The sequence below is a fragment of the Sphingobium sp. genome (genome assembly GCF_048594625.1).
Classification (GTDB): Bacteria; Pseudomonadota; Alphaproteobacteria; order Sphingomonadales; family Sphingomonadaceae; genus Sphingobium.
The window spans coordinates 1-21395 of the sequence record NZ_JBMDWL010000145.1 but is presented as its reverse complement, the minus strand read 5'-3'; the positions used below and the strand labels follow the sequence as shown (position 1 = coordinate 21395).

At 62.9% G+C, this 21395-nt stretch carries 22 protein-coding genes and 3 tRNA genes; 10 read left to right on the top strand and 15 right to left on the bottom strand.

The window, feature by feature from the left end; all coding sequences use genetic code 11:
- The first annotated feature begins 1 nt into the window (after position 1).
- Positions 2 to 775 (top strand): glucose-1-phosphate cytidylyltransferase, encoded by a 774-nt coding sequence (rfbF, locus tag ACOJSJ_RS18530; RefSeq protein ID WP_420146429.1) that lies wholly within the window; start codon positions 2 to 4, stop codon positions 773 to 775.
- Positions 760 to 1854 carry a CDP-glucose 4,6-dehydratase gene (gene rfbG / locus ACOJSJ_RS18525; protein ID WP_420146428.1) on the top strand — a complete coding sequence of 365 codons (1095 nt, stop codon included), beginning with the start codon at positions 760 to 762 and terminating at the stop codon, positions 1852 to 1854. Before rfbF ends, rfbG begins: the two co-directional genes overlap by 16 nt.
- Here the strand turns inward: rfbG and ACOJSJ_RS18520 are convergent.
- The 12 genes from ACOJSJ_RS18520 to ACOJSJ_RS18465 are packed head-to-tail and all read right to left on the bottom strand — an operon-like array spanning position 1839 to position 12878.
- The gene (locus ACOJSJ_RS18520) at positions 1839 to 2111 is read right to left on the bottom strand and encodes a hypothetical protein (RefSeq protein ID WP_420146427.1); all 273 of its coding nucleotides are present in this window, start codon (positions 2109 to 2111) and stop codon (positions 1839 to 1841) included. The genes rfbG and ACOJSJ_RS18520 overlap by 16 nt on opposite strands.
- 10 nt (positions 2112 to 2121) lie before the next feature.
- Entirely contained in the window at positions 2122 to 2391 is a 270-nt protein-coding gene (locus tag ACOJSJ_RS18515) for a class I SAM-dependent methyltransferase (protein ID WP_420146426.1), read from the bottom strand.
- Positions 2385 to 2786, bottom strand: a complete 402-nt coding sequence (locus tag ACOJSJ_RS18510; protein WP_420146425.1) for a hypothetical protein — start codon at positions 2784 to 2786, stop codon at positions 2385 to 2387. Before ACOJSJ_RS18510 ends, ACOJSJ_RS18515 begins: the two co-directional genes overlap by 7 nt.
- The gene (locus ACOJSJ_RS18505) at positions 2761 to 3180 is read right to left on the bottom strand and encodes a GtrA family protein (protein ID WP_420146424.1); all 420 of its coding nucleotides are present in this window, start codon (positions 3178 to 3180) and stop codon (positions 2761 to 2763) included. The genes ACOJSJ_RS18510 and ACOJSJ_RS18505 overlap by 26 nt, the downstream gene beginning before the upstream one ends.
- The gene (locus tag ACOJSJ_RS18500; RefSeq protein ID WP_420146423.1) at positions 3177 to 4997 is read right to left on the bottom strand and encodes a thiamine pyrophosphate-binding protein; all 1821 of its coding nucleotides are present in this window, start codon (positions 4995 to 4997) and stop codon (positions 3177 to 3179) included. Before ACOJSJ_RS18500 ends, ACOJSJ_RS18505 begins: the two co-directional genes overlap by 4 nt.
- Positions 4994 to 6004 carry an NAD-dependent epimerase/dehydratase family protein gene (locus ACOJSJ_RS18495; protein ID WP_420146422.1) on the bottom strand — a complete coding sequence of 337 codons (1011 nt, stop codon included), beginning with the start codon at positions 6002 to 6004 and terminating at the stop codon, positions 4994 to 4996. The genes ACOJSJ_RS18500 and ACOJSJ_RS18495 overlap by 4 nt, the downstream gene beginning before the upstream one ends.
- Positions 6001 to 7299: a hypothetical protein gene (locus ACOJSJ_RS18490; protein ID WP_420146421.1), complete on the bottom strand. Its 1299-nt coding sequence runs from the start codon at positions 7297 to 7299 to the stop codon at positions 6001 to 6003. The genes ACOJSJ_RS18495 and ACOJSJ_RS18490 overlap by 4 nt, the downstream gene beginning before the upstream one ends.
- Positions 7296 to 8231: a glycosyltransferase family 2 protein gene (locus tag ACOJSJ_RS18485; protein ID WP_420146420.1), complete on the bottom strand. Its 936-nt coding sequence runs from the start codon at positions 8229 to 8231 to the stop codon at positions 7296 to 7298. Before ACOJSJ_RS18485 ends, ACOJSJ_RS18490 begins: the two co-directional genes overlap by 4 nt.
- Positions 8228 to 9337 (bottom strand): capsule biosynthesis protein, encoded by a 1110-nt coding sequence (locus ACOJSJ_RS18480; RefSeq protein ID WP_420146419.1) that lies wholly within the window; start codon positions 9335 to 9337, stop codon positions 8228 to 8230. Before ACOJSJ_RS18480 ends, ACOJSJ_RS18485 begins: the two co-directional genes overlap by 4 nt.
- A 2-nt stretch (positions 9338 to 9339) precedes the next feature.
- Positions 9340 to 11217 (bottom strand): SLBB domain-containing protein, encoded by a 1878-nt coding sequence (locus ACOJSJ_RS18475; RefSeq protein ID WP_420146418.1) that lies wholly within the window; start codon positions 11215 to 11217, stop codon positions 9340 to 9342.
- Positions 11214 to 12059, bottom strand: a complete 846-nt coding sequence (locus ACOJSJ_RS18470; protein WP_420146417.1) for an inositol monophosphatase family protein — start codon at positions 12057 to 12059, stop codon at positions 11214 to 11216. The genes ACOJSJ_RS18475 and ACOJSJ_RS18470 overlap by 4 nt, the downstream gene beginning before the upstream one ends.
- Before the next feature lie 6 nt (positions 12060 to 12065).
- A complete protein-coding gene (locus ACOJSJ_RS18465) occupies positions 12066 to 12878 on the bottom strand; it encodes an aldolase/citrate lyase family protein (RefSeq protein ID WP_420146416.1) in 813 nt (270 codons plus the stop codon).
- Between the two features lie 235 nt (positions 12879 to 13113).
- Here ACOJSJ_RS18465 and ACOJSJ_RS18460 point away from each other — a divergent pair, with 235 nt between their 5' ends.
- On the top strand, positions 13114 to 13686 hold the full coding sequence (locus tag ACOJSJ_RS18460) for a M23 family metallopeptidase (protein WP_420146415.1): 573 nt from the start codon (positions 13114 to 13116) through the stop codon (positions 13684 to 13686).
- Between the two features lie 96 nt (positions 13687 to 13782).
- On the opposite strand, the gene ACOJSJ_RS18455 is transcribed toward ACOJSJ_RS18460, so the two are convergent.
- Both ACOJSJ_RS18455 and ACOJSJ_RS18450 read right to left on the bottom strand, forming a co-directional pair.
- A tRNA-Pro gene (locus ACOJSJ_RS18455) sits at positions 13783 to 13859 on the bottom strand.
- Between the two features lie 105 nt (positions 13860 to 13964).
- Positions 13965 to 14285, bottom strand: a complete 321-nt coding sequence (locus ACOJSJ_RS18450) for a JAB domain-containing protein (protein ID WP_420146414.1) — start codon at positions 14283 to 14285, stop codon at positions 13965 to 13967.
- Between the two features lie 138 nt (positions 14286 to 14423).
- Here ACOJSJ_RS18450 and thyA point away from each other — a divergent pair, with 138 nt between their 5' ends.
- The 4 genes from thyA to ACOJSJ_RS18430 all read left to right on the top strand — a co-directional run bounded on the left by thyA (position 14424) and on the right by ACOJSJ_RS18430 (position 19273).
- The gene (gene thyA / locus ACOJSJ_RS18445; protein WP_420146413.1) at positions 14424 to 15371 is read left to right on the top strand and encodes a thymidylate synthase; all 948 of its coding nucleotides are present in this window, start codon (positions 14424 to 14426) and stop codon (positions 15369 to 15371) included.
- A 121-nt stretch (positions 15372 to 15492) separates the two neighbouring features.
- Positions 15493 to 16788, top strand: a complete 1296-nt coding sequence (locus ACOJSJ_RS18440; RefSeq protein WP_420146412.1) for a 3-methyl-2-oxobutanoate dehydrogenase (2-methylpropanoyl-transferring) subunit alpha — start codon at positions 15493 to 15495, stop codon at positions 16786 to 16788.
- Positions 16789 to 16856: 68 nt separating this feature from the next.
- Positions 16857 to 17861, top strand: a complete 1005-nt coding sequence (locus tag ACOJSJ_RS18435) for an alpha-ketoacid dehydrogenase subunit beta (protein WP_420146450.1) — start codon at positions 16857 to 16859, stop codon at positions 17859 to 17861.
- 95 nt (positions 17862 to 17956) lie between these two features.
- Positions 17957 to 19273 carry a dihydrolipoamide acetyltransferase family protein gene (locus ACOJSJ_RS18430; protein ID WP_420146411.1) on the top strand — a complete coding sequence of 439 codons (1317 nt, stop codon included), beginning with the start codon at positions 17957 to 17959 and terminating at the stop codon, positions 19271 to 19273.
- Positions 19274 to 19313: 40 nt separating this feature from the next.
- On the opposite strand, the gene ACOJSJ_RS18425 is transcribed toward ACOJSJ_RS18430, so the two are convergent.
- On the bottom strand, positions 19314 to 19787 hold the full coding sequence (locus ACOJSJ_RS18425) for a hypothetical protein (protein ID WP_420146410.1): 474 nt from the start codon (positions 19785 to 19787) through the stop codon (positions 19314 to 19316).
- Positions 19788 to 19953: 166 nt separating this feature from the next.
- Here ACOJSJ_RS18425 and ACOJSJ_RS18420 point away from each other — a divergent pair, with 166 nt between their 5' ends.
- The 3 genes from ACOJSJ_RS18420 (at position 19954) to ACOJSJ_RS18410 (ending at position 21387) form a co-directional block, all read left to right on the top strand.
- On the top strand, positions 19954 to 21108 hold the full coding sequence (locus ACOJSJ_RS18420; protein WP_420146409.1) for an AI-2E family transporter: 1155 nt from the start codon (positions 19954 to 19956) through the stop codon (positions 21106 to 21108).
- Between the two features lie 42 nt (positions 21109 to 21150).
- Positions 21151 to 21227, top strand: a tRNA-Asp gene (locus ACOJSJ_RS18415).
- Positions 21228 to 21310: 83 nt separating this feature from the next.
- Positions 21311 to 21387: transfer RNA gene (locus tag ACOJSJ_RS18410), tRNA-Asp, on the top strand.
- Positions 21388 to 21395: the final 8 nt, after the last annotated feature.

Sequence of the window (21395 nt, the reverse complement as noted above, 5' to 3'; positions counted from 1 at the left end):
AATGCGTACCGTAATTTTGGCTGGCGGCCTTGGCAGCCGGCTTGGCGAAGAAACCGCCGTCAGGCCCAAGCCCATGGTCGAAATCGGCGACATGCCGATCCTGTGGCATATCATGAAAATCTATTCGGCCGCGGGCCTCAACGATTTCGTGATCTGCCTTGGTTATAAAGGCTATGTCATCAAGGAATTTTTCGCCAACTACTTCCTGCATACCGCCGATGTCACCATCGACCTGCGCGGCGGCAATGGCATGGAAATTCACCATACCCGCAACGAACCCTGGCGCATTTCGCTGGTGGAAACCGGCGCGGAAACGATGACGGGGGGACGCCTGGCGGCGATCCGCCCCTATCTCGATCCCGACGAACCTTTCTGTTTCACCTATGGTGACGGCGTTGCGGACATCGACGTGGCTGATCTTGTGCGTTTTCATCATGCGCATGGACGGCGCGCGACGATCACCTCCGTCACGCCGCCGGGACGATTTGGCGCGCTGGAGTTCGAAGGCGATCAGGTGACGGCTTTTCGCGAAAAGCCTGCGGGCGACGGCGGCCTGATCAATGGCGGCTTTTTCGTCGCCCATCCCAGTGTTCTTGACCTCGTCAACGGGCCGGACACTATCTGGGAATCCGGACCGCTGGAAACGCTGGCGGCCAATGGTGACCTGATGGGTTATCGTCATGATGGTTTCTGGCACCCGATGGACACGCTGCGCGACAAGATTCATCTGGATACGCTGTGGCGGACGGGGGGCGCACCGTGGAAGCGCTGGTAAATCCCGTCTGGAATGGTCGCCGCGTCCTCGTGACCGGCGACAGCGGCTTCAAGGGCAGCTGGCTGGCAATCTGGCTGCATGCCATGGGGGCGAAGGTTACCGGTTTCTCCCTTCCGCCGCCCAGCGACCCCAGCCTGTTCGATGCAACGCGCCTCGGCGAACTGATCGACCATGTCGAAGGCGATGTGCGCGATCCTGCTGCCGTGCATGCGGCAGTCGAGCGGGCGAGGCCCGAAATCATATTCCACCTCGCCGCCCAGCCATTGGTGCGCCTGTCCTACGAACAGCCGATCGAAACCTATGCCGCCAATGTCATGGGCACGGTTCATGTGCTGGAAGCGGCGCGGCATGTCGGCGGCGTGGCGGGGATCGTGTGCGTCACCAGCGACAAATGCTATGAAAATCGCGAATGGGAATGGCCCTATCGCGAAACAGATCCGATGGGCGGGCATGATCCCTACAGCAGCAGCAAGGGATGCGCCGAACTCGTCGTGTCTGCCTGGCGCCGTTCCTATTTTCAACATGAAGGCCCTGCGCTGGCGTCGGTCCGTGCGGGGAATGTAATCGGTGGCGGGGACTGGGCGGCAGATCGTCTGGTGCCCGATCTGGTCCGCGCTTTCGAAGCGGGCGCGGCGCCGCTGATCCGATCGCCCCAGTCCGTGCGGCCGTGGCAGCACGTGCTGGAGGCGCTGGGCGGTTATCTGATGATCGCGGAGCGACTGCTGGCGGGTGAACGGCGCTTTGCCGATGGCTGGAATTTCGGCCCGGCCGATGAGGATGCCCGGCCAGTCGGCTGGATCGTCGATCGCATGCGCGCCGCATGGAGTGAAGACGCTACCCCGGCGACGCTGGACGATGGCCCGCAACCGCATGAGGCAGGATTGCTGCGGCTCGATTGTTCGCGGGCAAAATCGGCGCTGGGCTGGCAGCCCGCCTTGCGGCTGGCGCAGACGATCGATTGGATCGTGGAGTGGCACCAGCGGGTCGGCACGGGCGAAGATGCACGCGCCGTTACGCTGGAGCAAATCGGCCGCTATATCGGGCAGGCCGGACGAGGTGTCGTTCAGGCCGCGGCCTGAGCGATCGCCAGCATATTGCCAAGGCGCAGCCCAATGGCGCGCCGTGGCAGGGGCAGGTGGCAGGGCAGTTTCATGCCCGCCGCCTGCGCCGCCTGGCGGGCCAGAAAATCGATCGGGAAATGATTGACACTGGGACGGACCTGCACGACCGGAAAGCCCGCCCGGCTGACCAGCGTGCTGATCGTATGCGGATTATAAAGCAGCGGATGTTGCAGGTAGAATGGCGGCCAGCGGCGACCCAGCACCCGGCGCAACAAGGATGCTTCGTCATGGGTCGGTCAGCAGCGCGCCGCCGGGCTTCAGCTTTGCATATATGCTGCGCAGCATGGCCAGCGGATCGAGCAGATGGTCCAGCACATGGATCATGACGGCCAGCCCGACGCTTCCGTCCGGAACCGGGGACAGGTCGGTCATGTCGGTCAGGATTTCCGTCGGCTTACCGCCCGCCGCCTGCCGCAACGGGGTATGTACGGCCTGATTGGGTTCGAACAGCCAGTATCGGTCGAAACCGCCATGAGCGACGGCCTGCGTCACCACATGGCCGATGTCCGGCCCAATTTCCAGATAGCCGCCAGCCAGCGGGCCGTTGCGCGCAGCGGCGGCGAAATATCCGCGCTGCGTATCCGCCACGGCGCAAACGGCACCATATCCATATTGGGCGGCATGCTGCTGTAAAGATCGGCCAGTTGCGCACCGTCGAAGAAGGCAGGATTATAGAGCAGCGCGCAGCGCTGGCAGCGGCGATAGGGGAAGAAATGCTTCTCCTTCTCCAGTCCGTGCCAATAGGGGCGCAACTGTTCCAGAGTCATGCCTTCGACGTCGCCGGGGCTGGCGATTTCCCGCTTTCCATCGGTGGCCCCGCAACAGGGGCAGGTACGATTGCGCAGCGCGGGAAGCGTCGTGATCCTATGTCCTGTCCTTGAAAGTGACACGGCTGTGCCAAAACCAGCTTCCGGCGATCAGCAACAGGGAAAAGCCGAACTGGGCGAGGATGGGCGACAGGCCGCCCGCCTCGACCAGCAGCGGTAATGCCCCCCAGTTGAGCGCGTAGTTGAACAGATAATAGCTGGCGAAGGTCGCAAATTCACGCAGGATACTCCCCTGCGTGCGGAAAACCCCCAGCTTGTACGTCGTGAAGGCGAAGCAGAGGCACACCGCCTGCGCGATCAACAGGGCGATCATATAACGACTGTGGAGCGCCGGAACGCTCCACAAAAGCAGCGGGTAGAAGGCAAGGCCGAACGCCGTGTTGATGCCGCCCGCGATCAGGAAACGCAGCGGGCGGCGTCCATGCGACTTCTGGCCGGGCAGGGTCGCGGCCTTCACATCTCCTCCATCAGGGGGATCGCCATATTGTCCTGAAGCACGTCGCGCGGCAGGAAGGGCGAAAGATCCTCCAGAGCAGGCGATGTGATGCGGCCATCCGGGTGAACCTTGGCCCCCAGCTTTGGCGCAAAGGACACATGTTCGTCGACGATGATTTCGCACAGCGCCGGACCGGGCGTGGCGAGCGTATCCGCGATCGCCTGCGCCAGGTCATTATGCCCGTCGGCGCGAACATAATCGAATCCGAAGGCTGCCGACACCTTGGCGAAGTCAGGGAAGGTCACGTTGCTCTTGGGGCCGCCGCCCACTTCCACACCGTTGAAGAAATTGCGATGCGTCTGGAAGATGGAGACGTAACCGCTATTGTTGATCAGGAAGACCTTTATCGGCAGGCCATATCCCGCGATCGTCTGCATTTCCTGAATGTTCATCATGATGCTGCCGTCGCCCGCGATGCAGATGACGCGGCGCTCCGGGCCGATGGCGGCGCTGACGCCGATGGCGGCGGGCAGGTCGTACCCCATGGTGGCGCAACCGGAATTGGTCCACAGCCGCTGGCCCTGCTTCAGATGCGCGGACTGAAAACTCACGACGCAGGCGCTGCCATTGCCCGTGACCACGATGTCATCCTCATCCAGTGCGTCGAACAGCTTTTCCATCGCGACATAGGGATGATTGGCCGGGCCATGGTCATGATATTCGGGCAGCACGGCGGGGAAGCGGGCGACACGTTCGCGCGACCATGTCAGCCATTCGCGATGCCGGTCGGTCGGCCCCGCATAATCCTGCGCCAGCAATGCCGGGATCAGATCGGCCAGATCGGCGACGATCGGCATGTCGGGCTTGACCGTCGGCTTCTGTAACTCCAGCGGATCGATGTCGACCCAGATTTTATAGGCGGCGCGGGCGAAGCTGTCCCAATTATAGCTGACCTGCCGGATGTTGAGGCGACTACCCAGAATGATCAGCAGGTCCGCGCTCTGCGTCACCATATTGCCGCCACGATCGCCCACCGTGCCGGGCCGCCCGGCATAGAGCGGGTGGTCGTTCCACAGCACGTCATGCGCGTTCCACCCGGTGACGACCGGCACCCCCAGCCGCTCCACCAGCGCGATGAAGTCGCGATGCGCGCCCGACAGGCGTACGCCGCCACCGGCGAAGACCACCGGCCGTTCGGCCTTTTGCAGCCGATCCAGTATCTCGCGGGCAATGGGGCCAAGGTCGGTGTCCAGCCATGGCTGTTCCAGTTCGGCGGGGTCAAAGCCGGTCAGTGTGTCGGGATCGATCTTGGCCGCCTGCACGTCGAGCGGGATGTCCACCCATACCGGCCCCGGCCGACCCTTCGTCGCCAGATGCAGCGCCTTTTCCAGATGGTATCGGATCGCCTGCGGATCGTTCACCATTACCGCATATTTGGTGACGGGCCTGACCAGTTCCTCGATGTCCAATTCCTGATCGCCCAGTTGACGCAGCGGCAGGCCGGTCGAACGCACGGTGGTTTCGCGCTTCACCTGACCCGACAGCACCAGCATCGGAATGGAATCGACATAAGCGCCATAGACGCCGGTGATCGCATTGGTGCCGCCGGGGCCGGATGTGACGTTGACGACCGCAGGCTTGTTGGTCAGGCGTGCATAGGCCTCCGCCGCCATGGACAGCGCCTGCTCATGATGGGTGAACAACGTCTTCAGGCCCGAATGGGTGCCGATGCTGTGGTTGAGGTGCATGGCGCCGCCACCGGTCAGCATGAAAACCTGTTCGATGCCATTGTCGGCCAGCCATTGGGCCAGCCAGTCGGAAAGTTTTACCTGTGTCATGGGGTCCATCCATTGGAAGCTGCGGTGCGGCGGATCGCTTCGTCGATGTCGACGGTCGCCGATACGCCAAGGGTTTCGCGGATTAGGGCGGTGGAGGGGACATAGCGTCCGGGGTTCCAGCCGGAATCTGGGCGGCCAAGGATATGCACGTCCGGCGCGCCCAGCACTGTGGCGGTGCGTCGGGCAAGGTCGGCGATGGATACCGCTTCCTCCGACCCGACATTATAGGCTGCACCCTTTTCCCCGGCGATCAGAAGGGACCACATCCACACGGCAAGGTCGGCGGCGTAGAGATAGGATCGCACGGCCTGTCCCGATCCCTGGACTTCGATGACGCGCCCGGCGATGGCGTCGTGGATGAAGTTACCCGCCGCGAAATGGGTGTCGAGCGAGAGTAGCGGGCCAAGCAGGGCAAAGATGCGTGCCGTCACCGTTTCCACGCCGAATTGCTGTGCATAGATGGCGCACAGCGTTTCGGCGGCGCGCTTTCCTTCGGCATAGGCGGATCTGGGGTCGCGGATGGACGGGCCGCCAATCCAGTCTTCGGTGACATGGGTGACGTCCCATGGCTGCACGCCATAGACCGCGCCCGAACTCATGAACAGCATGCGCGCCTGCCGGTCGCGGGCGAGGTCCAGCATGGCGCGGGTGCCGTCCAATATCGTGTCGAACATGCGGCGCGGGTCGTTGGCGGTCAGCGCCGCGCTCGCGTCCGTCGCGCCATGGACGATGTGGGTGAAGGCGCCGTCGGGCGCAGGGCAGCTCTGAATGTCCCCGCGGATCAGCCTGAAGCGATCAGCCAGATGCGGCGCACGGGCCGCGAAACCTTCCGGGTTGCGGCTCAATAATGAGACATCGACATGGACAGGTGCGCGGGCCAGCGCCTCCAGCATCCAACGGCCGATGAAACCGGTGCCGCCGGTGAAGAAAATGCGCGCCCCTTCAAGGCGTGGCCATAGTGGCGCCAGCGCCATGTCGATGGCGATCAGGTCGTTTTGCGGGATCATGCGATGGCGAGTCCGGGGCTGGGGCGGTGGCGCGCATGCGCATGATAGATGCGCACCATGGCGTCGCACGACAGCGCCCACAGGATGATGATGATCAGGCCGGGGCGAAGGAAATGTCCGATGGTAAGGCCGAAACTGGGCGTCACCGGACGACCGCTGAGCCAGCCATTGGTGTTGAGGTCGATGATCGACGCGATCTGCACATCGCCGACGAGGCAGAGGAGATAGGTGCAGATGATTGCGATTTTCGGTCCGAACCCCTGCCACCGTTCCAGCAGGACGAGGAAGAGCAGGAACAGTTGCGTGTAACCGCCGGGCGACTGGGTGACGAGATAGGCGCCCAGCAACATGATGGCGACACGCTCATGGCTGAGCGCTCGTGGTTGCAGCCATGCACCGGCCAGTGCCGCAAGTGCGACAAGCTGGCTGATGCGGATCAGCAGGGGAACGACATATTCGATCCCTTCGACCAGCCGCGACGGGACGAGGTCCAGCAGGGGAATGGGCGCAGCCTTGCGGATGGAGAGCAGGGGGGCATAGCTGGTGGAATAATTGACTTCGTTCCACACCTGTCCGCCCTGAAAGACGATCCAGTTGGCGGTGTTGGATGCGATCTCGCCCGGCGTGCCCGATCCTACCAGTGCGAGCGTCACCAGATAGAGGATGATGGTGGCGATGCCCGCCAGCTCCAGCGGTCGCCATTCGCGCCGGACCAGCTGGGCCAGAGCGGGGAGCAGCAGATAGGGTTTGAAATTGATGGTGGCGGCGGTCGCCATGGCGCGTACCCATGGCGCGCGCACCATCGGGTCATGCGCCAGCATGAAGGCAGGCATGGCGATCAGGATCAGGTTGCCGCGCTCCAGCGTGAAGAGCATCGGCAGGCCCAGCGCCATGGCGATGGTGCGCGGGATCGCTGTCGCCCGGTCGTTGCGACGAAACAGGGTCCAGAACAGCGCGACGTTCACGGCATAGGCGCCGATAATCGTCGCCTGTCCCAGCCAGTCGCAGTCGCGCGCGACAAAGGGGGATGACAGGTGGCATCCCGACAGGCTGAACAGGTCCAGGAATACGAAAGACAGCGGCGGATAAATGCTGCGCCACACATCATAGGCGCCCGGCCGGTTCGCCCAGAAGGCGGTGTTGAACCAGTCCATGAAGGTGTCGTTCGTGTCCATCACGAACGGCTGGGGCAGAAATCCTTTCTGCTGGAAGAACAGCGCAGCCCAGACGACACTGGCGACCACCATGGCCGCCAGTGCATATTCGGTCACGGCGATGCGAGGACGCGCCGTCATGCCCGGTCCGCGAAGTTCAGCCGTTCTTCCTCGATCACCAGCGGAACGCCACGCGTCCGTTCCCCGATCAGCCGCACCTGATCGCCGATCAGCCCGATGAACAGCAATATGGTCGCAAACATGCCTGTGCCGATGGTGAGCGCGGTGAGTGGCCAGACCGGGCCGCCAGCGACCATTGCGATCAGGGTTGCGATCAACAGGCCGATGCTGCCCATCGCCGCCCATACGGCCATCAGGATTGGCAGGCGCAGCAGCCCCTTGGCAGATCCGGCAAGGCCTGACAGTGCGAAGGACAGCAGGGTACGGAACCCGTTCTTGGTTTCGCCCGCCGCACGTTCCGGTCGGTCGAACGGGACGAGCGCCAGCGAAAAGCCGCTTTCCACCACCATTCCCCGGAAGAAGGGTTCCGGCTCGTTCCAGCGCTTGAGCGTATCCACCACCGCCCGATCGAACAGGCCGAAACCGGTGGCGTTGGGGATGATGGGATAGTCGGCAAAGCGACCGAGCAGGCCATAGCCGATCCGCCGCGTCAGGCCGAGCCATATGGACGTCCGCTCCTGACGCCGCTGGGCCAGGACGACTTTGGCCCCACCGCGCCAGAGCGCCAGAAATTCACCGATCATCGCGGGCGGATCCTGAAAATCCGCGCACATGCCGATCACCGCCTGCCCGCTGGCCTGATAGATGCCATGGGTGGGTGAGCGCATCTGACCATAGTTGCGATTGTTGAAGATCGCGCGAACACGGTCATCCTCCGCGCATAGCTCCCGCATGATGGCACGGGTGGAGTCGGTCGAAAAATTGTCGATCAGGATGATCTCATGACTTTTCGCATGCCGCTCCGCTTGCGCGGTGACGGCGGTGCAGATGGCGCGGACATTCTCCTCCTCATTATAGCAGGGAATGACGATGGAGAGTTCGGGTGCGTTCACGGGCGACGATCCGCCGGATGGATGAGCGGCAGGCGCATGTCCGTTGCCGGTGCGTAGATTTCCGTGAAGAAGGCCAGCACCACGATCAGCGCCAGCAGCGCGACGGCGGGAATGTTGAACTTGCGATCGATGTCCAGTCGGGGCGCCTCGACCACCTGCGCGTCTGACGCGGTTTCGGCGGCGATGGATTCCACCGTCACCTCTTCGGACGATCGGGCATAAACCTCGTACAGCGCCTGAGCGAAGCGATAGTCGCGATAGAGGTCGAGATATTTGCCCGACACCTCGGACAGGCCGGCCACGTTGGGACCGGCTGCGCCCGTGCTGGGATCGGCGCTGCGGGCGATCTGGGCACGCAGGGACGCGACTTCCGATTGCAGCGCCTGAAGCGCGGGATTTTCATCCCCCTGAAACTGGCGCGCCGTCTGAAGCTCCACCATCTTGGCCTGCAACTGCGCCTGCAAACCGGCGCGCAGGGACAGTTCGGACCCCAATTGTGCTTCGGGCGCGGCCAGATTGTTGGTGCGGCGGAATGCGTTCAGTGCGGCTTCCGACCGACCGACGCGGGTGGCGGCTTCCTTGAACCGCTTTTCCACGATGCCGCGTTTGCGCAGCACCCGGTCGTTGCCCAGCGCGTTGAGCCGCTCGGTGATGGCGGTGACATAGGCGCGGGCCAGCGCTTGGGATTCCGCCGGATCGTGAGTGCGCGCCTCGACTTCGATCATCCCGCCGGTCAGCGAATGGATGTCGATCTTCTGCTTCAGCGCCTTTTGCGCGGCACGGGCCGAACCATAGGCGTCGGGGGCGTCCATCCTGAGCGACCGGATCACCATGTCGCCGACTTCGGGGGTACGCGCGACCGCGAGATACAGGTCGATGGGCTGTTTCGCGCCGCCCAGCAGAGAGGCGAAGCTGCCCAACTGTCCGCCTAGCGCGTTCATCATGGAGCTGAGGCCAATGCTGCTGCTGTCCTGCGGCACGATCTTGGCGCGGGCGACATAGGGTTGCGGCAGCACGCTGAGCAGCGCGAAGGCCGCCGCGCTCAATGCGTAGCCGCGCCTGCGCATGCGGGCGTCGCCGATCCATGCCTTTGCACGGTCCATCATGGTCAGTTCACCACGGCGGCGACGGACGCTGCCCCGATAAAGCCACCGAACAGGCTGGACGTAATATCGCGCAGTCGCGCCCAGAATTCGCCACGATCGGCATCGACGGGAACGAAGACCAGATCGCCGGGCAACGCCTTTGCCCGCAATGTGGAGCCGCCATCGGCCAGAACCGTGCCATTGGCGCGCACGACGAAGATTTCCTTCTTGTCGCCCAGCTTCTGGATGCCGCCCGCTGTCTTCACGAAATCGCCGATGGTCTTGCCGTCATCATAGGCGAAGGATGCTGGCGTCGGCACCGCGCCGAACACGCCGACGGTGACCGGCCGGGTGGGCACGAACACCGCATCATTATTTTCGACGATCAGGTCGGCGGGCAATTGGGTCGCGGTGACGGGCAGGTTGAACACCAGACGCCCGGTCGGTTCGCGATCCTGCATCTTCTGCACAACGGACTGGATCAGCGCCTGATTGCCCGGCGTCGCCAGCTGGGCGCGGTTGACCGACACCAGCGGCTGCGTGCTCAGCAACAATTCCATATCCTTGACGGCGCGGTCGAAACTTTCCTTCTGCTGCGCCTTCACGCTCTGGCGGGTGATGACGCTGGCATAGGGGAAGGCGTCGGTGGTGAGGCCGCCTGCCTGCGACACGACATCCGACAGGCGGGTACCCGGCTGCACATAATAGCGGCCGGGTTTCGTGACTTCGCCGCTGATCGTCACCAGCACCGGCTGCTGCCCCAGCGGGCGGGCGATGCCGATGTCGGACAGGACGCGGATGATGTCGCCGCGCTGTGCGATACGGCTGCGCGCATCGGCGGGCTTCAGCTCCTGCCAGCCGATTTCGCGGTGCCCCAGCGAATCGAACAGCATCAGGCGCGATGCATCCGCGACGGAGGACGCGCCACCGGCATAGCGCAGCGCATCGTCGACCGTTTCGTTCGGCCCGACTTCGTAAATCGCTTCCCGATTGACGCTGCCGATCAGGGCGACCAGCGTTCCCGTCGGCGCGATATGGATGACGTCGCCATTTTGCAGCGCCGCGTCCCCGCCCTTGTCCCCGCGCAACAGCAGGTCGTAGAGGTCGAAATCCGACACCAGTTTTCCGCCCCGGCGCAACTGGATCGACCGGAAGCTGCCGCCCGCGCCGGGGCCGCCTGCGGCCAGTACGGCATTTACCAGCGTCGACAGGCTGTTGACTGTATATGCGCCCGGTCGCTCGGCAAAGCCGGTGACATAGACGGTCAGGCCTTTCAGACGCGCGATCGAAATTTGCAGGTCGAAATTGCGATATTGGCGCGACACCTGCCGTGCGATGACGTCATGCACATCGCCATATCGCTGGCCGCCGACGGTGATGGCGCCGACCTTCGGTACGAAAATCCGGCCTTCGCTGTCGATCGTGAGCAGAACATCGTTCGCCTGAACGCTGCCCGACAGGTCGAGCCGAAGCTGATCGCCGGGATTTAGGCGATAATCGTCGGGGACCGCTGCTGAAGACGGCGCGGTGAAATCTCGCGATTCCGGCAGCAGCAGTTCCGATCCGAACCGACGCAGCGGTTTTCCGACGACGTCGGACACATAGGCTTCAAATTCGTTCGGTGCGGCCATTTCGGTTTTCGCGCGTTTTGGCGCGTTTGGCGGCGGGCCATCCGGCGCAGATGCATCCGCGCGTGCGCCCTGAATGACCGCAGGCTGGAACGGTGCAGGAGCCGCGGCCGATGGAATGGAAACATCGGTCTTTGCTCTGGCGGCGGGGGTGCCGTCCGCGCTTTGGCCCGATCCGCCAAGCGGGGACGACAATTGCGCCTGCGCCAGATGCGGCAGGCCGAAGGACGCCAGCGCCGCGCCGGTGAGCAGCAAGGAACGGGGTAGAATCATGCGGTCAGGAGTTCCGGTACGACAAGGCTGTCGAGAAGAAGGGGGGAGAGGTGTTTCAGGATCCGCGCATGCGTTTTGACGGACGCAGCGAGCAGGACACCGGGGGACGGCGATCCGACCCGATAGGGCGTACCGTCCCAATGGCTGACATGGCCGCCTGCTTCGGTCAGGAACAAGATGCCTGCGGCATGATCCCATGGCAGAATGCGCTGGAAAAGGGCGGCGTCGTTACGCCCCAGCACCAGCCGGGCATAGCTTTCGGCGGCGCAGCGCGGGATGGTTTCCAGCGTGAAATGCTCGGTCGCCGCTTCATGGATGATGGCGCGGCGATGGGACGGCAGGAACTGCGTGCCCAATGCCGCCACCGGTCGCATCGCTCCGGTCGATTGGGCATGGACCGGCGTGCCGTTCACGGTCGCGCCCTTGCCCCGTTCCGCGGCGCACATCCGGCCGCTGACCGGATCGTAGATCCAGCCTGCCAGCGGCACGCCATTTTCCACCAGTGCGATCATGATGCCGAAAGGCTGGCGGCCCGCCGCGAAATTGGCGGTGCCGTCCAGCGGATCGATCAGCCACACCAGCCCTTCGCCCACATCGTCCAGCAATGCCGGATCGGCCGAACAGGCCTCTTCCCCGACGATGCGCGCGCCGATGTTTAGCCGGTCGAGGCCGTCGCGTAGCGCGGCTTCGGCCTCATGGTCGGCACAGGTGACGATTTCGCCCGCGCCCTTGTCGGCAATTTCATGCGCGGCAAGGGTACGGAAACGGGGCGTGACGATCTCTGCCGCCACGCTGCGCATCAGCGTGCCGACCCGATGATTCAGGGACTGGGACAAGGGCATGGACTGTCAGGCAGCGACGGACTTGATCGTGCCGGCATTGGCGGTGGCGACGCGGTCGCGCATCATCTTGATGCGGGCCTGGTCTTCCGCGCCGATCGTCTGATAATAGGCCTGCTTGTTTTCCAGCCATGCCAGTTCAAATGCCATCGCATTGGCGATGCCGTCTTCGAAATCCGGCGATTCGGCGGCGGCACCATCGAATATCACCTTGCGCGTTTCGAACCGGTCCAGCCGAACCTGACGGAAAGAACGCAGTGCCGGTGCGGCTTCGACCGCGACCGATCCGCCAACGACGAGGTCAAGGTCATTGCGGGCGCAAACGTCGGCGACCTGAAGCACCGCCGTGGTGATTTCCGGCGCATTGATCGCGCCGCGCGGCATGCCACGCGACAGGGTGAAATCGACCCGGCCGAACACGATGCCGTCCAGCCGTTCACGCGCGATCGGCAGCATGTCTTCCAGCGATTCCAGCGTCGCCTGCGTTTCCAGGTTGAACAGGAACTGCGTGCTGCTCGGCCCCTTGCCATAGACCTTGTCGCGCGCATCGGCGAATTTGGAAAGGGCATAGGGCGTTTCGACCATCGGCGCGATAATATAATCGATGCCGTAAAGGCGCGAAGCCAGCAGATCCGAAATCGCTTCGCATCCACCGATTTTGAGCGCGACCTTCAGATCGGCACGGCGCGCCATGTCCAGCAGGCGCAGCAATTCGTCGGGCCGCGTGCCTTCCGCTTCGAACTCAGCCTTGACCGCGACGACGCCATAATGGTCGCGTCCCTTCTTCAGCATGTCGAGCATGAGGTTTTCGCTATTGTTCATCTCAGTATCCCCGATATGTCCGGCACCGCGTCGTGCCTTGTGCAGGTCGAGACGGCACAGGATCGGGCATTCCGTCCGGGGGCAGGCAAATTTCTTTGCACATTTATAACAATGTGGATGGAGGCGCCCTGATGCATGGCAAGGACAGGCAGCCGAGACGGGAGGCGTTCGGCGTGACCGGATATGTCCCGAATATTTCGAGGCGGAACTGCCCGCGCGGCGACGTCCGGGCAATATGAACCCTGTCTTTCGCGTTCTTCTCTGCCTGTCGGGCATCGCGGCTTCGCCGTCATGGGGCGGTGCGCTGATACGACCCCTGTCCGCTTCCTATGGTCTTCGGCACGATCCGATCGACGGGCGTCCGCATTTCCATCGCGGTATCGATGTGCCCGCGCCCAGCGGGACGCCGGTTCTGGCTGCGGCCGGGGGCGTGGTGCAACGGGCCGGATTGGCCGGGGGTTACGGGCTGATGGTGGAAATCGCGCATCCCGATGGGGACAGGACACGCTATGCGCATCTGTCGGGCATCAATGTGCGGGCGGGGGACAGGGTCGATGCCGAATCGATCATCGGTCATGTGGGATCGACGGGACGCTCCACCGGCCCGCATTTGCACTTCGAATATTGGGTCGGGGGACGGGCGGTCGATCCCATGCCCTATTTCGCGGGGGGGAAGGCATCGCCGGATCGGCGGATGCGGACGGCTCGCGAAACCGCAACGCATGTTTCGGATTATGCATCGTCGAAGGGGAGAGGGCAGGATGTGGCCGTCAGTGGAGATGAAATTCCGCTGGGTGCCGGGCTGTGATCGTGATCCCGCAATAGATATGAAAAAGGGCCGACATTCCAAAGAATGTTCGACCCTGTTTTTCAACCGGAAACTCATCCGCATGAAGCGGAAAGTTGGTCGGGGAAAGAGGATTCGAACCTCCGGCCCCTGCCTCCCGAAGACAGTGCTCTACCAGGCTGAGCTATTCCCCGACCGATGCCGAAGCCGCTTTCTGGGCGGCCCCGTAAGGCAGGAGTGCGCCTATAGAGGTGGCTTTCCGGGCTGGCAAGCGGGCAATGACGCTTTTTTTAAAATCATCACAAAAGCCCCGCATCGCGAAAGCTGAAGCGCGCTTTTCCGGCATGGATGACATGGTCGGCGAGTTTCAGGTCCAGCGGTTTCAGTCGCCGCGCCAGCATGCGGGTCAGCATGATATCGTCCGGTCGGGGCGAGGGGGATGATCCGACAGGGCGCTGCTGGATCAGCGCCAGCCAAGCCGCATCTGTATATAATAGCTGGGCGAACGCACCTTGCCAGTCCCGTTTCAGCGGCATGATGCCGCGCGGGCGCCATTCATCGTCCAGCATCGCGATCAACAATATGTCGCTTTCCACCATGTGCCGGATGATGGCGCACATGTGAAGGCGAACCAGCGCAAGTCGCTCCATTATGGTGCAAGAGAGCGAAAGACGGGTCCATTTTGACGGCAAGATTGGCGCGGACCCGGTGCTGGGCTACAGCCGGGTCATTCAGAATCGCATGCGCAGGACGATGCCTTGACCCAGACCGCTTCTCCATCCGTTTCCCATTATGAGCAGCAATATCTGGATCTGATGCGGCATATCTGGACCCATGGTGACGAACGGATCGACCGGACGGGCGTAGGAACGCGCTCCATATTGGGCGCGACAATGCGATTTTCGCTGGCGGAAGATGCGATCCCGCTGCTGACCACCAAGCGGGTATATTGGAAGGTCGCGGCGCGGGAAATGCTGTGGTTCCTCACGGGCGACACCAATATTCGCGAACTGGTGCGGCAGAATGTGCATATCTGGACCGACTGGCCGCTCGATAGCTATCGCCGGGCGACGGGTGAAGACATCGATCGCGATACGTTCGAAGCGCGAATCATCGCGGACGAAGGCTTCGCCCGCCAATGGGGTGACCTTGGCCCGGTTTATGGTGCGCAATGGGTCAACTGGCCCCGTTATGAACCTGTGGGTGACGGCCTGTTCCGCCGGGCGAAGCAGGGGCATAATCAGATCGCCGAACTGGTGCAGGCGATTCGCACGACACCGGGGTCGCGCCGCCTGCTTTTCACCGGCTGGAATGTGGCTGAAGTATCGCAGATGGCGCTGCCGCCCTGCCACATGACCTATCAGTTTCAGGTGTCGGACGGGAGGCTGAACGGGTTGCTGTTTCAACGGAGTTGCGACCTTGGCCTTGGCTTTGCTTTCAACATCTTCGGCCTGTCGATGCTGACGCGCATGCTGGCGCAGCAATGCGATCTGGAACCGGGGCACGTCGTTTGGCAGGGTGGCGACGTGCACCTTTATCTGAACCACGCGCCGCTGGTGGAAGAACAAATGGCCCGAATTCCGTCCGGTTCGCCGAAATTGCGGATCAATCGTAAGCCTTCGACGATTTTCGATTATCGCATCGAAGATTTCGAAGTGACCGATTACGCGCCGCAGGCCCATATTTCCGCACCCGTCGCCGTGTGAAAAGAGACGACGAGTTGGACAGATAAAGCGGGAAGATGGGTCAGCAAGGCTTGCCCTTTGCGGCGTTGTAATATAATATCTGCGTCAAGCAATAATATTGCAATGCACCATAGGAGGCAGGATGAGCGATCCGAACGGATCAGGCGGCGCTGAAGGGCAGGCTGGGCGTAATCTACCCCCCCTGCGTCTCCACGTACCCGAACCGCCAGCGCGGCCGGGCGAGAGCGCCGATTTTACCCATTTCGATATTCCAGCGGCGGGCGCTGCCCCCCGCCCGGATGAGGCGGCGCAGCCCGCCGACATGCGCGACATGGCCTATGGCCTGGTCCGCGTGCTGGATGATGATGGCGCGGCGGTGGGGGCGTGGAACCCGAAACTGCCGTCCGAAACCTTGCTCAGGATGCTGCGCTATATGGCGCTGACCCGTGCGTTCGACGCGCGCATGTTCCGCGCCCAGCGTCAGGGCAAGACCAGCTTTTATATGAAATCGACCGGGGAAGAGGCCGTATCGATTGGCGCGGCGCTGGCCCTGTCGCGGGACGACATGTGTTTCCCCAGCTATCGCCAGCAGGGCATTCTTCTGGCCCGCGACTGGCCGCTGGTCGATATGATGAACCAGATTTATTCCAACACCGGCGACCGGTTGAAGGGCCGCCAGTTGCCGATCATGTATTCGGCGCGGGAAGCCGGCTTCTTTTCGATCTCCGGCAACCTTACCACCCAATATCCGCAGGCTGTCGGCTGGGCGATGGCCAGCGCGGCGCGGGGCGACACCCGGATTGCCGCGACATGGTGCGGTGAGGGATCGACGGCGGAAGGCGATTTTCATTCGGCCTGCACCTTTGCCAGCGTCTATCGCGCGCCGGTCATCATGAATGTCGTAAATAATCAGTGGGCTATCAGCAGTTTTTCAGGTTTTGCGGGAGCAGAGGCGACCACCTTCGCCGCACGCGCGGTGGGCTATGGCATTGCGGGTTTGCGGGTGGACGGTAATGACGTACTGGCCGTCTACGCCGCAACGCGCTGGGCCGCCGACCGGGCGCGGGCCAATGGCGGACCGACGCTGATCGAACATTTCACCTATCGGGTCGAAGGGCACAGCACCTCCGATGATCCCAGCGCCTATCGCTCTGCCGAGGAAAGCAGCCTGTGGCCGCTGGGCGATCCGATCGCGCGGTTGAAGGCGCATTGCATCGGCCTTGGCATCTGGGATGAGGATCGCCACGCCGCGATGGACAGGGAACTGGCCGAAATGGTCCGCGATGCCGCGCGTCAGGCTGAAAAGAACGGCATCCTTGGCCATGGCCTGCACCATCCGATGGAGTCGATGTTCGAGGATGTGTTTGAGGACATGCCCTGGCATCTCAAGGAACAACAACAGCAGATGCTGGACGAATGGAAGGCGGCGGGGCTGTGAGTGAAGCGACCGAAGCAAAAATTGCAAGTGACGTCATGATGCCGCAAACTTCCGCCGACATCAGCCAGATGAACATGATCCAGGCGATCAACAGCGCCATGGATGTGATGATGGATCGCGACCCGACGGTTGTCGTCATGGGCGAAGATGTCGGCTTTTTCGGCGGGGTCTTCCGCGCCACGGCGGGCCTGCAACAGAAATATGGCAAGAACCGGGTGTTCGACACGCCGATCACCGAATGCGGGATCATCGGCGTGGCGGTGGGCATGGTCGCCTATGGCCTGCGCCCCGTGCCGGAAATCCAGGTCGCGGACTATATCTATCCCGCGCTCGACCAGCTGGTGAGCGAAGCGGCGCGGCTGCGCTATCGTTCGGCGGGGGAGTTCATCGCGCCGATGACGGTACGATCCCCCTTTGGCGGGGGTATTTTCGGCGGCCAGACGCACAGCCAGTCGCCCGAAGGCATCTTCACCCATTGTTCGGGGATCAAGACGGTTATTCCTTCGACCCCCTATGATGCCAAGGGGCTGCTGATCGCGGCGATAGAAGATAATGATCCGACGATCTTCTTCGAACCCAAGCGCATCTATAACGGCCCGTTCGACGGCCATTATGACACGCCCGCCAAAAGCTGGGCCGGGCATGCCGACGCGCAGGTGCCGACCGGCTATTACCGCATCCCGCTGGGCAAGGCGCGGATCGCGCGGGCAGGGGAAGCGCTGACCATCCTGTGCTACGGCACGATGGTGCATGTGGTGGAAAATACCGTCGCTGCCCATGGCGTGGACGCGGAAATCGTCGATCTGCGCAGTCTGGTCCCGCTGGACATCGACACGATCGAGGCATCGGTGAAGAAAACCGGCCGTTGCCTGATCGTGCATGAAGCGACCCGGACCAGCGGTTTCGGCGCGGAATTGCTGGCGCAGGTGCAGGAACGCTGCTTCTACCATCTCGAAGCGCCGATCGGGCGCGTCACCGGCTTCGACACGCCATATCCGCACAGTCTGGAATGGGCCTATTTCCCCGGTCCCGTGCGTATCCGCGAAGCCATCAACAAGATCATGAAGGACTGAAGGGCAATGGTCGTTACACCTCCCTGTTCCGTTCGTGCGTCGCACGACATCTGCCAGATCATATTTTCGCCCATGCACGAACGGGGGAGGATGTAATGGCTCTTTTCACGTTCAAACTGCCGGACATTGGTGAAGGCATCGCGCAGGCCGAAGTGGTCGGCTGGCACGTCAAGGTCGGTGACCGGGTCGAGGAAGACCAGCCGATAGCCGACATGATGACCGACAAGGCAACGGTCGAAATGGAAAGTCCCGTTGCGGGCACCATCGTGCGGCTGGCGGGCGAACCGGGCGACCAGATTTCCATCGGGTCGATGCTCGTGGAGATTGAGGTGGAGGGTGATGCCTCGGCGGCTGCTCCGCCTTCGAATGAAGCGCGCGACGCCGAAGTGCCCGGCGAAGCGGCGATCGATGAGCAACCCTCCCAACCCGTTCGCGCTGAGCCTGTCGAAGCGCCATCCTTATCGTCCCTGGCGCAGGACAAGGAGGAAGCGAGGGGCTTCGACAAGCCCGGCCCGAACAACGGTGGAGAGGTCGAACCGACGGAGAGCGCTCCACCCATCCTGGCGTCCCCCGCCGTCCGCGCCCGCGCAAAGGAGCTGGGCATCGACCTGTCGCAGGTAAAGACCAGCGCCGACCGCATCCGCCATGCGGACCTCGACGCCTATCTGCTTTACGGTCAGGGGCAGGGCTATCGTCCCGCGGTCCAGTCCGCCCGTCGTCCGGACGATCAGGTCCGGGTCATCGGCATGCGCCGCCGGATCGCGGAAAACATGGCCGCATCCAAACGCCATATCCCGCATTTCACCTATGTCGAGGAAATCGACGTCACCGCGCTGGAGGCATTGAGAGAGCAGCTGAACGCGCATCGCGGCGACCGGCCCAAACTCACCATGCTGCCGCTGCTGATCGTCGCTTTGTGCAAGGCGCTGCCGGATTTCCCGATGCTGAACGCCCGCTATGACGATGAAGCAGGCGTGGTCACGCGGCATGGATCGGTGCATCTGGGCATGGCGACGCAGACCGACGCCGGGTTGATGGTGCCGGTGATCCGCGATGCGCAGGACCGCAATGTGTGGCAACTGGCGAACGAAATCCGTCGCCTCGCCGACGCTGCGCGCACGGGCAAGGCAAAGTCGGAGGAATTGTCCGGCTCCACCCTGACGTTGACATCGCTGGGGCCGCTGGGGGGCATCGCCACCACACCGGTGATCAACCGGCCCGAAGTCGCGATCATCGGACCCAATCGCGTGATCGAGCGGCCGGTCTTTAAGGGGAAAGACGTCGTCGCAGCGAAGCTGATGAACCTGTCGATCAGTTGCGACCATCGTGTGGTGGATGGCTGGGACGCCGCCAGCTTCGTACAGGCAGTTCGCAAGCTGTTGGAAGCGCCTGCTTTCCTGTTCGTGGACTGACGCGATAAACGGGCGACGCTCAGGTGTCGCCCGCACCCGCTTATCGCATGATGGCGCGATAGCTGACACGACCCGCGCGACCCGGCGCCACCATGTCGGGCAATTGCCAGCGTATATGGGTCACATCTTCGGCAACCGCGCGGCGCACGCCGCCCAAGGGCGTCGGCAACCATAATTGTTCGATGCGGCCCCAATGACTGCCGCCGTCGATCGATACCTGCATCGCGGGATCGCTGAGGTCGGGCAGGATTCCGCGCGGAACCGCGCGCGTGACGACATGGTCGCGCACGGGCAGGGCACCTTCGTTACGCCAGTGGACGATGACGATCAGCGCGTCGCCCGGCGCGATCCGGTCCGCATTCGCCAATGTCCGCCGCGACCGGCCATTCAGATCGGTCGACACCCGCTCCACGAACATCTGCGTGCCGGTTTTCAGCGATGGCTGTGCGGCGACGTTGGTGGCCGTCATCACGCCTGCCGCCATCGCGAGCAGGAGCGCAAGGCTGCGCGTCATTCTCTTCCCCGTTCTCATATCCCCGCAGGCGGCCTTAAACCCGCTGAGCAAATATTTGGTTAATCACGCATTTTCGTCGTCCTCTGCGCTATATCCCCCATTGTAAATTGACGGGTCGGGACAGGCGGCGCACATCAGGGTGAACAGACAGGGAATCGATCAAGGCGTGACACCGACCGAGCAGAAGGAGATCAATCGGCGACGCGACCGATTGCTGGCGTCGATTGCACTGACGTCGGGAATCGGCCTCATTCTGGCATTGCCCTTTGCCCTGCGCGCGGGCGCGGAATTCTTCCTGCCTTTGACCGCCGCTCTGGTCATCGCCATCGCGCTGGTGCCGTTGCTGGAATGGATGGAACGGCGCGGCCTGCCTTCGGGCATGGCCGCACTGATGGCCGTGGTCGGTTTTCTGCTGGTCGCCAACACGGCGCTGGTGCTGATCGTGGTGCCCGCGACCGACTGGTTCCGCATATTGCCCCAGCGCCTGCCACAAATTCAGGCGAACCTGGCCCCGGTCATCGATTTCTACGCCAATCTCCAGCGTTTCGTGGACGAAACGGTGCAGATGCTGGCAACCGGCCCGGTCGCCGCGGCGCAGACCGCCGCGGTGGAGGCGCCCCGGTCGCTGCTGCAATTTGCGGCGACATCGGCCCCGGCAGCCATCATTCAGATGGTATTCGCGCTCCTCATCATCTATTTCTTCCTTGCGGGCTGGACCCGGCTGCGGCGGCGCACGATCAATTCGCGCGGCAGTTTCGACGGCGCCATGGCGGTGGCGCGGGTGATCCAGAATGTGGTCGACGCGACGTCGGCCTATGTCATCACCATCGCCACCATCAATTGCTGCCTTGGCCTTTCCGTCGCACTGGCGCTGTGGCTGATCGGCATGCCGTCGCCGCTGATGTGGGGCGGCATCGTCGCGCTGCTGAACTTCATTCCCTATTTCGGGCCGATGCTGGCGGCCGTGCTGCTGGGGCTGGGCGGGTTGATGGTATTCGACGACGTCTATGTCGCCCTGCTGCCCGCTGCGTTGCAGGTCGGTTTCCATCTGGTGGAGGCCAATGTCATCACGCCGATGCTGCTGGGACGGCGGCTGACGATGAACCCGCTGCTGATTCTCGTCTCGCTGGCCTTTTGGGGATGGGTGTGGGGCACGCCCGGCGCTTTGCTGGGGGTGCCGTTGCTCATCATCATCCAGACCGTGGTCGGCGCGGCGGGAACCCCGGATATTGCCGGTTTTCTGTTCGAACAGGGCACGTTGACCGTATCGCGGCGCAAAGAAAATGACGATAAAGATGAAACTGATGTTGCGGACGGTTGACAGCATCGCATCACGCTCATAGACGGCGCTTCCACACCAAACGCGGGTGTAGCTCAGTTGGTTAGAGTGCCGGCCTGTCACGCCGGAGGTCGCGGGTTCGAGCCCCGTCACTCGCGCCACTTTCCTTGACCGGAAGGTGGGTATGGTGTTCCAGACAGCATCGTCTGGTGATCTTTTGGGATCACGAAAGATGCCACCCTGCGCGGGTGTAGCTCAGTTGGTTAGAGTGCCGGCCTGTCACGCCGGAGGTCGCGGGTTCGAGCCCCGTCACTCGCGCCACCTTCCTT